The following is a 14852-nucleotide window of genomic DNA, read 5'->3' as shown; positions in this document are numbered from 1 at the left end:
GGTACTAATGGCTCGATAGGCTTGATTTGATCCAGTAACAGAGAGACTTCTGTTCGGACTGCAAGAGCATACACACACAATCAGCGCCCGCGCGCACTTAGCAACGCGGTAGCGCATGATCAGCGTACTGACTTGGACATGAGGATTTAGTTGGTTTGGTGATCACAGCGTAAGCAAAACACCCGGTCCCATCCCGAACCCGGCAGTTAAGTGCTACAGCGCCGATGGTACTGCGTCTTAAGACGTGGGAGAGTAGGTCATCGCCAAACCTAATAAATCCTCATGCGTATCTCTCTATACGATAACAATACCCCCCCAAATAATAACCAACACCTCGCGGCTCACGCAATATATCGACACCGATCTGCTCCCCTTTGGGTCCGGTAATTTAGGTTAGCTCTGTTTAGGTTTTGGTCTTCTTGTGACCATCTCTCCTCGGTTTCAAAATTACCAAGCTAACCGCCTACAGATCTAGGGGCACCTCACACCGATCCCACCTGAACACCAAGCATCAGATCTTGACGTGTACGATTACGTGCCTTCACATCTCTCAAACGCATAAGAAATAGACAAACGGCTAGGATCCGATCTGATTTTAGATCGTGTGCATTTCCCCTAGTACGATCAATCGCTAATCCGAAAGGATGAGAAAGAACCTTCGTATCCTTGTCGTGGAGGCTGATGATGCCAAAGCGAAAAATATTATCGACGCGTTGCTGGATGCGGGGTGGGCGGATGTGCACGCGATTGCGCAGGTCTCCGGCCTCGAGCGGTCGATCATCAAACATGCCCCCGACATCGTGCTCATCGATATGGCCAATCCGGACCGCGACACGCTGGAGCATATCGGGGCTGTTTCAGACATCAAATCGCGCGCAGTCGCCATGTTCGTGGATCACACCGATCCGCATTTGACCCAAGCGGCCCTCGCCGCCGGCGTCAGTGCCTATGTCGTCGACGGTCTACAGATGAATCGGATCAAATCGGTGATCGAGACGGCCATCGCACGCTTCCAGATGATGCGTCAGATGCAATCGGAATTGGATGCGGCCAAACAGGCACTGGAGGATCGCAAAACCCTCGACCGCGCCAAAGGCATCCTGATGCGGCGGAGATCAATATCCGAAGATGACGCTTATAAACTGATGCGCAAGGCCGCAATGGATCAGGGGCGCAAGGTGATTGACGTTGCGCAAGCCCTGGTGACAGCGGCGGATCTGATGCCATGAGCCGTACCGTGCTGAATTGCGGCTACGTCCCGTTGATAGATTGTGCGCCTCTTATCATTGCGCGCGAATTGGGATTCGCCGGTGAAGAAGGATTGGACCTTAATCTGATCCGCCAGCCATCTTGGTCGGCATTGCGTGATATGCTGGCGTTGGGACATTTGGACGCCGCTCAAATGCTTTCGCCGATGCCGGTGGCGATGTCGCTGGGCCTTGGCGGGTTGGCGGCAAAAATCGATACGCTGATGGGACTGTCGGCGAACGGCACGGTGTTCGGGCTCTCGATCCCGCTGGCGCAGAAATTGGGTGGCGTTCCATTTGGCGATCCGCAGGCTTTGCTCTCTGTCCTGACGGTGCAGATGCGAAAACCCCTGCGTGTTGGCGTGCCATTTCCCTTTTCCATGCACCGATTGCTATTATCTTATTGGACTGCCTCTGCGCCCGATCTGTCAGTAGAGGTTGTGACCGTGCCACCGCCGCGCATGGCTGCAGCCGTGGCGGAAGGGCATGTAGATGCCTTTTGGGTTGGGGAGCCTTGGGGTAGTGCCATCGTCGGGCGTGGCGTGGGAACCATCGTAATGGCAGGGCGGCACGTCTGGGGCTTTGCGCCGGAAAAAGTGCTGGCGGCGCGCCATGAGTGGATCGCTAAGAACCCCGATACTACATGCCACCTGATGCGGGCTGTCTACCATGCCGCGCGCTGGTTGGATGTAGAAAAAAACAAACCCCTGGCCATCGAGATTTTGGGCCGCAGTGAACATCTTGACCTCTCCCATGACGTGATCGAGCCTGCCGTCACCGGGTCTCTTACCCTCACCCAGGGTGGGTTTCCTACCAAGGTCGATCGCTTCTTGATGTTTCACAAACACGCCGCCTCCTTCCCTTGGCGCAGCCAGGCAGCGTGGATTGCGGATCAATTGGGTGCGGGTGCCGAGGGTATAGAGGCGGCGAAAGCGTGTTTCAGGACGGATCTCTACCGGCAGAACCTTGGACCCATCGGAGCGGACCTGCCCGGTGCGTCCGAAAAAGTCGAAGGGGCGATGACGCAAGAGACCGCTGTTGCGTCCTCCCGCGGGCAGATGATTCTTGCGCCGGATGCATTTTTTGACGGCAGGACGTTCGATTTTGCAGCACCCTCCGGTGAATATTGAGGCACTTGAATGAACCACGAGAGAAATTCATGCGGCAGTGCAGAAAATTCTTGAACCACTCTACAAACTGCTGAATTCTGACTGCAACGGATCAGACACTGCTGTCTGAATTCATTCTGCCAATGAAGGTGGAACACCCCCAAGAGCAAAGCCGCTCGTAAGAACCATGGAATTTTCCGTGATGCTTACGTGCGGCTTTTTTCGTTTTGCAGGCTCTACCCGGCCAGACAAAGGACACTGACGATGTTGAGAAAATTCCCTTACGTGCTCGCCGCGACTGGCGTGTTGGCCACGGCCTCCTACGCTCAAATGCTGGATCTCGAAAAGGATGAGCTGACCTTCGGGTTTATCAAACTCACCGATATGGCACCTTTGGCCGTGGCCTATGAGAACGGCTATTTCGAGGATGAGGGCCTGTTCGTAACGCTGGAGGCGCAGGCGAACTGGAAGGTCCTGCTCGATGGCGTAATCAACGGGCAGTTGGACGGAGCGCATATGCTGGCGGGTCAACCGCTGGCCGCGACCATCGGATATGGCACGCAGGCGCATATCATCACGCCATTTTCCATGGATCTCAACGGCAACGCCATCACCGTCTCCAATGAAATCTGGGCGCAGATGAAACAGAATGTTCCCACTATGGACGATGGTCGTCCGCAACATCCGATCAGCGCGAGCGCACTCAAGCCAGTCGTCGAAAGCTATAAGGATCGTGGCGAGCCATTCAACATGGGCATGGTCTTTCCCGTATCGACGCACAACTACGAAATTCGCTATTGGCTGGCCGCCGGTGGCCTTCAACCCGGCTATTACGCGCCCGACGATATCTCGGGCCAGATCGGTGCCGATGTCTTTTTGTCCGTGACACCCCCGCCGCAAATGCCAGCCACTATGGAGGCAGGCACTATCTTTGGCTACTCCGTTGGTGAGCCCTGGAACCAGCAGGCGGTTTTCAAAGGTATCGGCGTGCCTGTGGTTACCGATCATGAGATGTGGAAAAACAACCCCGAGAAGGTCTTTGGCGTCACCAAGGAATTCTCGGACGAAAACCCCAACACCACGATTGCGCTGACCAAGGCACTCATCCGGGCGGCGATCTGGCTGGACGAGAACGACAACGCCAACCGCGAAGAGGCGGTCGATATACTGTCACGCTCTGAATATGTGGGGGCGGATGCAGAAGTGATTGCCAACTCGATGACCGGCTTTTTCGAGTTTGAGAAAGGCGATGTACGGCCCGCACCCGACTTCAACGTATTCTTTCGCTACAATGCGACCTATCCCTTCTACTCCGACGCCATCTGGTACCTGACCCAGATGCGTCGTTGGGGCCAGATCGCCGAACCCAAAACCGACGAATGGTTCGTGGATACCGCCAAAGAGGTTTATCGCCCCGATGTCTATCTGCAGGCGGCGCGGCTGCTGGTGGATGAAGGTATGGCAAGCGAGGCTGATTTCCCGTGGGACAGCGACGGCTTCAAAACGCCCACACCCGCCGAGGATGTCATCGACGGCATCGCTTATGATGGACGCATGCCCAATGCCTACCTGAAAAGCCTGCCGATCGGCCTGAAAGGCCAACAGATGATCGTAAACAACCAGATCCAGAACTGAGCGCTGCGCCTTTCGCGTTTAACGCGGGAGGCCTCTTGCCCGTCCCGAATCCAGGAGCCCGGATATGTCCGTCACCGATCCCGATACATTGAGCGCCGATGCCCGCCGCGCGCGTCTGTTCACCCGCATCAACCAGGCCGACACATGGTTTCAGGTATTCGGCCTTGGCTGGCTGACGCCAATGCTGAAGGCGGCAGCGGGGGATAACCCGCGCGCGCAGCTATTCGAAGTCTGGCGTCTTTTGGGTGTCCCGCTGTTGGCGATCTTGCTGTTTCTGGTGGCGTGGGGAACCTTGGCCCCCAAGGTGCAAACCTCGCTGGGTGCGGTCCCGGGTCCCGCGCAGGTCTGGACCGAGGCCGTCGGGCTTCACGCCGATGCACAGCGCGAGAGCACCAAAGAGGCCGCGTTCTACGCGCGTCAGGATGTGCGCAACGCCAAGTTGATTGCCGATGGCCGTGCCGAGGACGTGCGCACGCGTGTCTATACCGGCCGCCCGACCTACTACGATCAGATCTGGACCTCGATCCAAACGGTCTTTTTCGGATTTCTGATCGCGTCGGCCATCGCCATCCCGCTGGGCATCGCGGCGGGGCTGTCGCAGACGGCCAATGCGGCGCTCAATCCGCTTATCCAGATTTTCAAACCGGTTTCACCGCTGGCATGGCTGCCGATCGTGACAATGGTTGTCTCGGCCGTCTACGCCACGAACGACGGGATGTTCTCACGTTCGTTTTTGATCTCTGCAATCACGGTCACGCTTTGCTCGCTGTGGCCCACTCTGATCAACACGGCACTGGGTGTGAGCAGCATCGACAAGGACCTTGTGAGCGTGTCGCGCGTGCTCAAGATGAACACCTACACAAAGATCACCAAACTGGTGCTGCCTTCTGCATTGCCGCTCATCTTTACCGGTTTGCGCCTTAGTCTGGGCGTGGGCTGGATGGTGTTGATTGCCGCTGAAATGCTGGCGCAAAACCCCGGCCTTGGCAAATTCGTCTGGGATGAGTTCCAGAACGGCTCCAGCCGCAGCCTCGCCAAAATCATGGTCGCCGTCTTCACCATTGGCATCATCGGCTTTCTGCTGGACCGTGTCATGTATGCGCTGCAGTCCGCCTTTACTTTCTCGGCAAACCGGTGAGCGGCATGAGCATTCTGAGCATCAAGGACGTCAACAAGGGTTTTGGCGTCGGCACCCATCGCGCCGAAGTTCTTAAAAAAATCAATCTCGAGGTGAAGGAGGGTGAGTTCCTTGCCATCCTCGGCTTCTCCGGTACGGGCAAATCAACGCTGATGAACTTGATTGCAGGCCTGGAGATGCCAGACAGCGGTACACTGACCTACCGTGGCGCGCGCATCACCGAACCTGGACCGGAACGCGGGCTGATCTTTCAAAGCTATTCACTGATGCCCTGGCTGACGGTGGGCGGCAATGTGGGGCTGGCGGTCGATGCGGTTTTTCCGAAGCTGAGCAAAACGGAGCGGCAGGCCAAGATTGATCATTATGTCTCGATGGTGGGCCTTTCGCATGCTACCGGACGCCGTCCCGCCGAACTGTCGGGCGGTATGCGTCAGCGGGTTGCGGTGGCGCGGGCACTGGCGATGAACCCGGAGATGTTGCTGCTGGACGAACCGCTTTCTGCGTTGGATGCACTGACCCGCGCCAATCTGGCCGACGAGATCCTGGACATCTGGGAGAAGGACAAGAAGACCTGCATCCTGATCACCAACGATGTCGATGAGGCCATATTGCTTGCTGACCGGATTGTTCCGCTGAACCCGGATGGCACGTTGGCCGATCCCATCGAAGTGAAAATTCCGCGCCCGCGTGACCGGATGGCGATGAACAACGATGACGCGTTCAAGGCTCTGCGCGCCAGTGTCACCAAATATCTGATGGACGTAGGCATCAAGGCGAAGGTCGAAGAAACGAAAGCCCTGCCCAACGTCACTCCCATCCATGCGGTTCCCAAAGTTGTGGCCGAGGCGCAGCGAAGCCCGATCGAGGAACGCTATCTCAATTTCTCGCAGTTGCACAAGGTCTACCCCACGCCCAAAGGGCCGCTGACTGTGGTCGAAAATTTTGACCTCAAAGTCAACAAGGGCGAGTTCATCTCGCTGATCGGCCACTCCGGCTGTGGCAAATCCACAGTGCTGACCATGGCGGCGGGGCTGAATCCGATCTCCAAAGGCGCGATCCGGCTGGATGGATGGAACGTGGAGGGCGCCGACCCCGAGCGTGCGGTCGTATTTCAATCGCCCAACCTCTTCCCTTGGCTGACGGCGAAAGAAAACGTGGCGATCGGAGTGGACAAGGTCTATCCCCGTGCATCGCGCGAAGAGCGGCAGGACGTGGTGGAATATTACCTCGAACGTGTCGGGCTGGCCGACAGCATGGGCAAGAGTGCAGCTTCGCTCTCGAACGGGATGAAGCAACGCGTGGGCATCGCCCGCGCCTTTGCTCTGTCGCCGAAACTACTGCTGTTGGATGAGCCTTTCGGAATGCTCGACAGTCTCACACGGTGGGAGTTGCAGGAGGTCCTGATGGAGGTTTGGTCGCGCACGAAGGTCACTGCCGTTTGCGTTACGCACGGTGTCGATGAGGCAATCCTTTTGGCAGACCGTGTCGTGATGATGACAAACGGACCGCAGGCTACCATCGGTAAGATTACCGATGTGAAGTTGCCCCGCCCGCGCACGCGCAAGGCGCTTCTGGAGCACGCTGATTACTACACCTACCGGCAGGAGGTGCTCGATTTTCTCGAAGAATACGAGCACGGAAACACCTCCAAGGCGGCCAGGATCTCATCCCCCAAACCCATCGCAGCGGAGTAATTGCATGACACAAAAGCTCATCATCATCGGGGCCGGTATGGCCACGGGCCGCGCTTTGGAGGCACTGCTCGATACCGCCTCCGACGCCTATGAAGTGACCCTGTTCAATGCAGAGCCGCGCGGTAACTATAATCGCATCATGCTTTCACCCGTGCTGGCGGGGGACAAGACCTATGCCGAGATCGAAACCCATACGCTGGCGTGGTACGAAGAAAACGGTGTGACCTGCCGGTTCGGAGAGCGGATTGCGTCGATTGACCGAGAGTCCAAGACAGTGACCGCGCAGAATGGAGACGTGTTGCCCTATGACAAGTTGATGTTCGGCACCGGCTCGACTCCCTTCATGATTCCGCTACCGGGTCACGATCTGGAAGGTGTCATCGCTTACCGCGATCTTGAGGATACCGAGCGGATGATGGGTCTTGGACCAGGCGACAAATGTGTGGTGATCGGTGGCGGTCTTCTGGGGCTGGAGGCGGCAGCCGGCATGGCCGCGCGCGGTGTCGACGTCACGGTCGTACACATCATGGGCCATCTGATGGAGCGTCAACTGGACGAGGCGGCGGGTTATCTGCTCCGCAAGGCGCTCGTGGACAAAGGCATCAAGATCAGATGTTCGACCAACTCTAAAGAGATACTGGGTGCGGAGGGTCGCGTCCGTGCGCTGCTGCTTGATGATGGGACCGAATTACCCTGTGATCTTTTGGTCATGGCAGTGGGTATTCGTCCGAACGTAGCACTCGCTGCTGAGGCGGGTCTGGCCGTCGGTCGCGGTATTCATGTGGACGACCGGATGGTGACGTCGGACGCGGACATACTCGCCGTTGGCGAATGTGTGGAACATGATGGTGCCATATTTGGCCTCGTTGCGCCTCTCTATGATCAGGCGAAGGTGGCGGCCAAGACCTTGTTGGGTGAAGACGCGGTATTCGTACAAAAGGAGCTTTCGACGAAGCTCAAGGTTACCGGCTGTGATTTGTTCAGTGCAGGTGATTTTACGGACGGCGAAGGGCGCGAAGATATCGTGTTCCGCGATCCTGCACGGGGAATCTACCGCCGATTGGTGGTTGAAAACAACATCGTTATCGGCGCCGTGATGTACGGCGATACTGCCGACAGCAATTGGTTTTTCGGTCTCATTCGCGACAGAACCGACATCGCCGGGATGCGCGACACGCTTATCTTCGGACCCGCATATCAAGGAGGGGCCCCGCTGGACCCGCTCGCAGCCGTTGCAGCCTTATCGCGTGATGCGGAGATCTGTGGCTGTAACGGCATTTGCAAAGGTCGGATCGAGGACGCGATTGCGGCAGGCGCGGGAGACCTGGCAGCGATCAAGGCAACGACCAAAGCATCCGCGTCTTGCGGCACCTGTACAGGGTTGGTCGAGCAGGTTCTGGCCGCGACCTTGGGCGAAGATTTCGTCCTGCCCGCCGCCGCGCCGATCTGTGGCTGTTCCGACATGACCCACGAAGACGTACGCCGCATGATCAAATCGCAACGCCTTACCTCGATGCCCGCAGTCTGGCAGGAGTGCGGATGGAAGACGTCCTGCGGGTGCCACGTCTGTCGCCCCGCGCTCAACTATTACCTGCTCGCGGACTGGCCGCTCGAATATCAGGACGACCCCCAAAGCCGCTTCATCAATGAGCGCAAGCACGCGAACATTCAAAAGGACGGCACCTTCAGCGTCGTGCCGCGCATGTGGGGCGGGATCACCACGCCGCACGAGCTGCGTGCGATTGCTGATGCGGCGGATAAATTCGCCGTGCCCACTGTCAAGGTTACCGGTGGCCAGCGCATAGATCTGTTGGGCGTCAGGGGCGAAGACCTGCCGGCAATCTGGGCCGATCTGAACGCTGCGGGCATGGTGTCCGGCTATGCCTACTCCAAAGGGCTGCGGACGGTGAAGACGTGCGTGGGCACCGATCACTGCCGTTTCGGCACCCAGGACAGCACCGGCCTTGGCATCAAGCTGGAGAAGACGCTGCACGGTGCATGGACGCCGCACAAGCTCAAACTCGGAGTGTCGGGTTGCCCGCGCAACTGTGCTGAAGCGACGTGCAAAGATATCGGTGTGATCTGTGTCGACAGCGGCTATCAGATCAGCATCGGCGGAGCGGCAGGCATGGACGTCAAAGAGACCGAGCATCTGACTCAGGTCGCTACCGAGGAAGAGGCGATTGCTGTCATCAAAGCGGTGACACAGCTGTACCGCGAGAATGCCAGATACCTCGACCGGATTTACAAATGGATGTCCAAGGTCGGGCTCGACTGGATCACCGAGCGGGTCGAGACGGAACAGGCAGCACTGATCGAGCGGTTCGAACTGAGCCAGAGTATCTATCGGCATGACCCTTGGGCGGCCCATGTGGCGCAGAAATACGATAGCTATCAGCCTTTGGCGAACCTTGTGTTGGAGGCGGCGGAATGAGCAATTGGATGGATATCGCCGCCCTGAACGACGTACCGCGCCGCGGGGCGAGGGTGGTCAGGACAGCGCAGGGCTGTGTTGCGGTGTTCCGCACCGCCGAAGATGACGTGTATGCGCTTGACAACAGCTGCCCGCATAAAGGTGGGCCGCTTTCGGAGGGGATCGTACACGGTGCGTCGGTCACATGCCCACTGCACAACTGGGTATTTTCGCTCGACACGGGCGAGGCACAGGGCGCGGACAGCGGCCGTGTGCGCACGTATCCTGCCCGCGTCGAAAACGGACGCATCCTGCTCGATAAGGTCGTGATCGCCGCACGAACACCGGCATGAGCCTGACGCGGACCACATGTCCGTATTGCGGCGTCGGCTGCGGCGTGTTGGCGGGGGCTGATGGCACGATCAAGGGTGATCCGGATCACCCCTCCAACTTTGGGCGCCTGTGTTCCAAGGGCTCGGCTCTGGGCGAGACGATTGATCTTGACGGACGACTGCTGCATCCGCAGATCGCGGGCGATCGGGCAGATTGGGACAGCGCGCTGGATCTTGTGGCACGGCGTTTCGGCGATGCGGTACGCGATCATGGATCCGATAGCGTGGCATTCTATGTCTCTGGTCAATTGCTGACTGAGGATTACTACGTTGCCAACAAGCTGATGAAGGGCTTCATCGGTTCTGCCAATATCGACACGAATTCGCGGCTTTGCATGGCCTCCTCTGTCGCCGGGCACAAACGGGCGTTTGGCACCGACACCGTGCCGGGTACATACGCCGATCTGGAGCAAGCCGACCTGATCGTGCTCGTCGGCTCAAACCTCGCGTGGTGTCATCCGGTACTGTACCAACGCATCGCAGCGGCCAAGAACGTGCGGCCCCATATGCGTGTCGTCAACATCGATCCCCGGCGCACAGCGACCTGTGACCTGGCAGACATGCATCTGCGGATCGCGCCTGATGGCGATGTGGCGCTGTTCAACGGGTTGCTCGCGTATCTCGCCGATCATGACAAACTCGACCTGGAATATGTCGCGGCGCACGTCGGCGGATGCCGCGCGGCACTTGCTGCGGCGCGCTCCAGCGATGCGTTGGACTGCGGAGCAGCCCCCGAGGACATCGCACGGTTTTTCCAACTATGGGCGGGAACGCCCAAGGTCGTCACCGTTTATTCCCAAGGTGTAAACCAGTCAGAAAGCGGTACGGACAAAGTTGGTGCGATCCTGAACTGCCATCTTGCGACAGGGCGTATCGGCAAGGCGGGTTGCGGCCCCTTTTCCGTGACAGGACAGCCCAACGCCATGGGCGGCCGCGAGGTGGGTGGCTTGGCCAACATGCTAGCCAACCATCTCGACATCGAGAACGAAGCCCACCGTGACACGGTGCAGACCTTCTGGAACAGCCCGACGATCTGCTCGGTGGCGGGCCTGAAGGCAGTCGATCTGTTCTATGCTTGCGCGGCGGGCAAGATCAAGGCGCTATGGATAATGTCGACAAACCCCGCCGTTTCCATGCCCGATGCGGAAGCGGTGGCAAAGGCGATCCGAAACGTACCCTTCGTCGCCGTGTCCGACATCATGGCACGGACGGATACGGGTGATCTGGCCGATGTGCTGCTGCCCGCTACGGGATGGGGGGAAAAGGACGGCACGGTCACTAATTCGGAGCGCCGCATTTCGCGCCAGCGCGCGTTTATGAGCGCGCCCGGCGAGGCACGTCCGGATTGGCGCATCATCAGCGATGTGGCCGCACGGATGGGATTTGGCGCTGCGTTCGCCTACGATACGCCTGCCGATGTCTTTGCCGAATACATTGCGCTGGATGCGGCGGCCCGCCCTTTTGACCGCGATCTGGACCTCAGCGTTTTCGCCGATGCGGATTTCGCCAATCTGCGTCCGACGCAGTGGCCGCACAATGACACACGCTTTTTTGCGGATGGCAAATTCTATCATGCCGACGGCAAGGCCCGGATGGTTCCAGTACTGGCACCTGCAATGCAACGGTCCGGACTGATCCTGAACACAGGCCGCAACCGTGATCAATGGCATACCATGACGCGCACCGGTAAGGCCCCGAAGCTCGGGGCGCATCTGGCGGAACCTTATCTTGAGATCCATCCCGCCGATGCTGCGGAATTGGACATCATTCACGGTGATCTGGTTGACGTGCGCAACACGCTGGGACGCGTGATCCTGCGTGCGATGGTCACGGACCGTGTTGCGAGAGGACAGCCTTTCGCGCCGATGCATTGGACACGACAAACCGCGCGTAATGGCACGGTCAACAGCGTGATCTCTTCTGTGACCGATCCGGTCTCTGGTCAGCCTGCGCTGAAGCGCGGACATGTATCGGTGAGCCTGTTCGAGGCCGCTTGGTACGGGTTTCTGGCTTGCGCCGCCCAGCCCACAGCGCAAACGCCTTACGCCGCGATCGCCCGCACAATGACGGGTTGGCAGGTTGAAATGGCAGGGGTCGAGCCCCCCGAGGATTGGGGGTATTTCGTTCGGGACATAGCACAGATGCCCAATGCGACCGCCTCCATTTCGGAAGACGCCACCGTGGGCAGTATGCGCATCGCACTCTACGACGGGGGCGTGGTGAAGGCAGTGTTCTATGCCGCCCCCCAACCTGTCATCCTGTCCCGCACGGCGGCAATCGCGTATGTGGGTACGGCCACGCCGCCGCTTGCGGCCTTGTCCGGACGGATGAGCAAGGACCAGCCTGATCCGGGTCATGTGATTTGCGCATGTTTCAACGTGGGTCAGAATACGCTGCAGGCGGCAGTAGATGCAGGCGCACGTTCGGTCGACGCTTTGGGTAAAGTGACCTGCGCGGGCACGAATTGCGGCTCTTGCAAGCCAGAGTTGGCCCGCCTTGTGGCGCAGGCGGCGCTGCCGGTGGCAGCCGAATGACCCTCGCGCCCTTCGTCAGGATCGTCGCCCAGGGCAAGGGGCGCGCGCGGGCGCTGACACTCGATGAGGCGCGCGAGGCGATGGGCGTGATCCTCGAAGGGCGCGCCGCACCCGAGGCCGTTGGCGCCCTGCTGATGGTGCTGCGGTTGCGCGGGGAAGAGCCGCAAGAGATTGCCGGTTTTACCGCCGCGTTGCGGTCGCATGTAATCGGTACGATACCCGCCGCTGATCTGGACTGGCCAAGCTATGCCGCCGGTCGCAGCCGCGGTGCGCCGCTGTACTTACTCGCGGCAAGGCTCGTGGCACAAACGGGGCTACGCATCTCGATGCACGGGCACAACGCCTATCAAAACGTCACACTTGAGCGACACGACATCCATGCGTTGGCGGGGCCGATGGTGCGTTATGACCCGTTGGAAGAACTCTGTCTGAAGGCGTATGAAATGCTGGATCTACGAGCCGATCTGGGCCTGCGCTCCTGCATCAACACCGTCTTGCGGATGTGGAACCCTTCACGCGCGCCGGTCACGGTGCAGGGGGTCTTCCACCCATCCTACCGCAGCCTTCAGGCTCGGGCCGCCAAGTTGTTGGGCCAGAAAACGCTCACCATCATCAAGGGCGGCGGCGGGGAGTTTGAACGACACCCCTCCAAGAACATCATCTGTTTTGGTCTGCGCGGTGGCGCGCATATCCAGCAGACCGCTCCCGCAATCTTGTCACAGACCCGCCGCTTGCATGATCTGGATGCCCAGGTCGATCCGCTAGCCCTGTGGCAGGGCAGCGCACACGATGCCTTCGCCGAAGCGACCGTGACAGGCACCGCCGCTCTCGCGCTGTGGACCGCCGACCCCGCGATCACGCTTGGACAGGCACAGCACACGGCGCAGGCGTTGTGGGCCAACCGGACCGTAAACGAAGGAGTTCCCGCATGAAAACCTTTCCCATGTTCATTCAGATGGAGGGCCGCAGGGTCGTGATCATCGGCGGCGCAGAGCAAGCAGCGCAGAAGACGCGGTTGATGCTCAAGACTGACGCGCGGATCGTCCTGCGCAGTGACAGTCTTGATGATGAGCTTGCCGCTTTGGTGAATGCTGACCGCATCACTCACAAGCGCGGCGCGATCCTTGCTGATGATTTGACCGACACCGCACTCGTGTTCATTGCAACAGGTTGTCCCGGCGCGGATATGGCGCTGCACTGCTTGGCCAAAACGGCGGGGGCTACGGTGAATGTGGTGGACCAGCCCGCTCTGTGCGATGTCATCACGCCGTCCATCGTGGATCGGGATCCAGTTGTAGTGGCCATCGGAACAGAAGGAACGGCACCGGTGCTCGCGCGTCAGATCAAGACGCAAATCGAGCAGATGCTGGAGCCTAACCTTGGCGATCTGGCTTCTTTAGCGGGACGCTTGCGCGCCAGCGCCGCTGCGCGCCTTGGGTCGCGTGCACGGCGCGATCTGTGGCGCTGGGTGTTTGGTGATGCCCCGCGCCGCGCTCACGCACGGGGCGCGGGCCGCGAAACGGCGCAGATGATCAAACAGGCAATCACCACTGGTGAATTCGGTCAGGACACGGGCGGAAGTGTTACACTTGTCGGTGCAGGACCCGGCGCGAGGGATCTGATTACGTTGCGCGGGGTTCAGCGTCTGCAAGAGGCGGACGTGATCTACTACGACCGTCTTGTCGATCCCGCAATTCTTGAACTTGCCCGCCGCGATGCCGAGCGTGTGTATGTCGGCAAGCAACCCGGTTGCCACAGTTGGCCACAAGCCAAAATCACACAGACTGTAGTCACTGCTGCGCTAAACGGAGCACGCGTAGTCCGTTTGAAATGCGGTGATCCCGGTATCTTTGCACGCGGCATGGAAGAGTTGGACGCCGTTCGTGCCGCAGGAATCCCGCTGGAAATCGTGCCGGGCGTGACGGCTGCTTGCGGCGCTGCTGCGGCAAGCGGTCAAACCCTTACAGAGAGAGAGGCGATCGACACTTTGATTCTCACGACAGGGCATTTCGCGGACGGGTGCGCGATCCCCGAGGCCGTGAAAAACCTCACGCCGGGCAGTTGCATCGCTCTCTACATGGCGGTCACCACAGCTCCGGCTATCAGCGCATACTTGGCGACACACCATCGCGTTTCGGACATTTGTGTCACTATCGTGGCTCATGCGCAGTCGGAAAAGCAAATCGTGGCGACCTGCGATATCGCGTCGCTTCCGGCAACACTAAATCGCTACCACATCACAGATACGACAATGCTATTTCTGAAATTGCGAAAGAATGCGGAGCATTCCAGTTCCCTTGGAACGGTAACGGTTCGAAATCAGGGCGAGTTCAGCGTCGCCTGAACTTATCCGGTAAATGACTCTTCTACATCTTCCGCGAAGGCGGTGCGCGCTTGATTTCGAGTTATCCGTCATGGAGGCAGGGCGTGAATAATGGGACGAACTGCGTTGGGCGAACCTGCGACGCGGTGCTGCTGGTTTAAGCCGTGTTTCCTTCGGGAGCGAAGGAGGGATCAGCGCGAAGGGCAGCGCATCCCAGCTAAACGGGACCGTTCTTCGATGGCACAGAGCCTGTCTCATATGTTGCGGCAAATGTCACTAAAGGAGCGGCCGCAAAGCGTCACAGGTCCACATCGTCTGCTGGTACGACCGTGCCTCGCTGCAGTCAGCAGATTGAAGGCAAAAGCTA

General features: G+C 59.1%; 10 protein-coding genes and 1 rRNA gene. All 11 read left to right on the top strand.

What is annotated here, in order from left to right:
- The first annotated feature begins 154 nt into the window (after positions 1-154).
- The 11 genes from rrf (at position 155) to cysG (ending at position 14506) form a co-directional block, all read left to right on the top strand.
- A 5S ribosomal RNA gene (gene rrf / locus Q1A06_RS19520) occupies positions 155-269 on the top strand.
- Positions 270-644: 375 nt separating this feature from the next.
- Positions 645-1229 (top strand): ANTAR domain-containing protein, encoded by a 585-nt coding sequence (locus Q1A06_RS19515; RefSeq protein ID WP_299567630.1) that lies wholly within the window; start codon positions 645-647, stop codon positions 1227-1229.
- Entirely contained in the window at positions 1226-2377 is a 1152-nt protein-coding gene (locus Q1A06_RS19510; RefSeq protein ID WP_299567628.1) for a CmpA/NrtA family ABC transporter substrate-binding protein, read from the top strand. Before Q1A06_RS19515 ends, Q1A06_RS19510 begins: the two co-directional genes overlap by 4 nt.
- Positions 2378-2620: 243 nt before the next feature.
- Positions 2621-3991, top strand: coding sequence for a CmpA/NrtA family ABC transporter substrate-binding protein (locus Q1A06_RS19505; RefSeq protein ID WP_299567627.1), 1371 nt, complete (start codon positions 2621-2623; stop codon positions 3989-3991).
- Between the two features lie 64 nt (positions 3992-4055).
- Positions 4056-5129 (top strand): ABC transporter permease, encoded by a 1074-nt coding sequence (locus Q1A06_RS19500; RefSeq protein WP_299567625.1) that lies wholly within the window; start codon positions 4056-4058, stop codon positions 5127-5129.
- Positions 5130-5134: 5 nt separating this feature from the next.
- Positions 5135-6823 (top strand): ABC transporter ATP-binding protein, encoded by a 1689-nt coding sequence (locus tag Q1A06_RS19495; RefSeq protein ID WP_299567623.1) that lies wholly within the window; start codon positions 5135-5137, stop codon positions 6821-6823.
- Positions 6824-6827: 4 nt separating this feature from the next.
- Positions 6828-9257: a nitrite reductase large subunit NirB gene (gene nirB, locus Q1A06_RS19490; protein ID WP_299567621.1), complete on the top strand. Its 2430-nt coding sequence runs from the start codon at positions 6828-6830 to the stop codon at positions 9255-9257.
- A complete protein-coding gene (gene nirD / locus Q1A06_RS19485; RefSeq protein ID WP_299567619.1) occupies positions 9254-9589 on the top strand; it encodes a nitrite reductase small subunit NirD in 336 nt (111 codons plus the stop codon). Before nirB ends, nirD begins: the two co-directional genes overlap by 4 nt.
- Positions 9586-12162, top strand: coding sequence for a nitrate reductase (locus Q1A06_RS19480; RefSeq protein WP_299567618.1), 2577 nt, complete (start codon positions 9586-9588; stop codon positions 12160-12162). Before nirD ends, Q1A06_RS19480 begins: the two co-directional genes overlap by 4 nt.
- A complete protein-coding gene (locus Q1A06_RS19475; protein ID WP_299567616.1) occupies positions 12159-13094 on the top strand; it encodes a glycosyl transferase family protein in 936 nt (311 codons plus the stop codon). The genes Q1A06_RS19480 and Q1A06_RS19475 overlap by 4 nt, the downstream gene beginning before the upstream one ends.
- Positions 13091-14506 carry a siroheme synthase CysG gene (gene cysG / locus Q1A06_RS19470; protein ID WP_299567614.1) on the top strand — a complete coding sequence of 472 codons (1416 nt, stop codon included), beginning with the start codon at positions 13091-13093 and terminating at the stop codon, positions 14504-14506. The genes Q1A06_RS19475 and cysG overlap by 4 nt, the downstream gene beginning before the upstream one ends.
- The last annotated feature ends 346 nt before the right edge of the window (positions 14507-14852 follow it).

This window comes from uncultured Sulfitobacter sp., from assembly GCF_947497275.1.
Lineage (GTDB): Bacteria > Pseudomonadota > Alphaproteobacteria > Rhodobacterales > Rhodobacteraceae > Sulfitobacter.
Note: the sequence above shows the minus strand (reverse complement) of the source record. Positions and strands in the feature narration are given on the sequence as shown.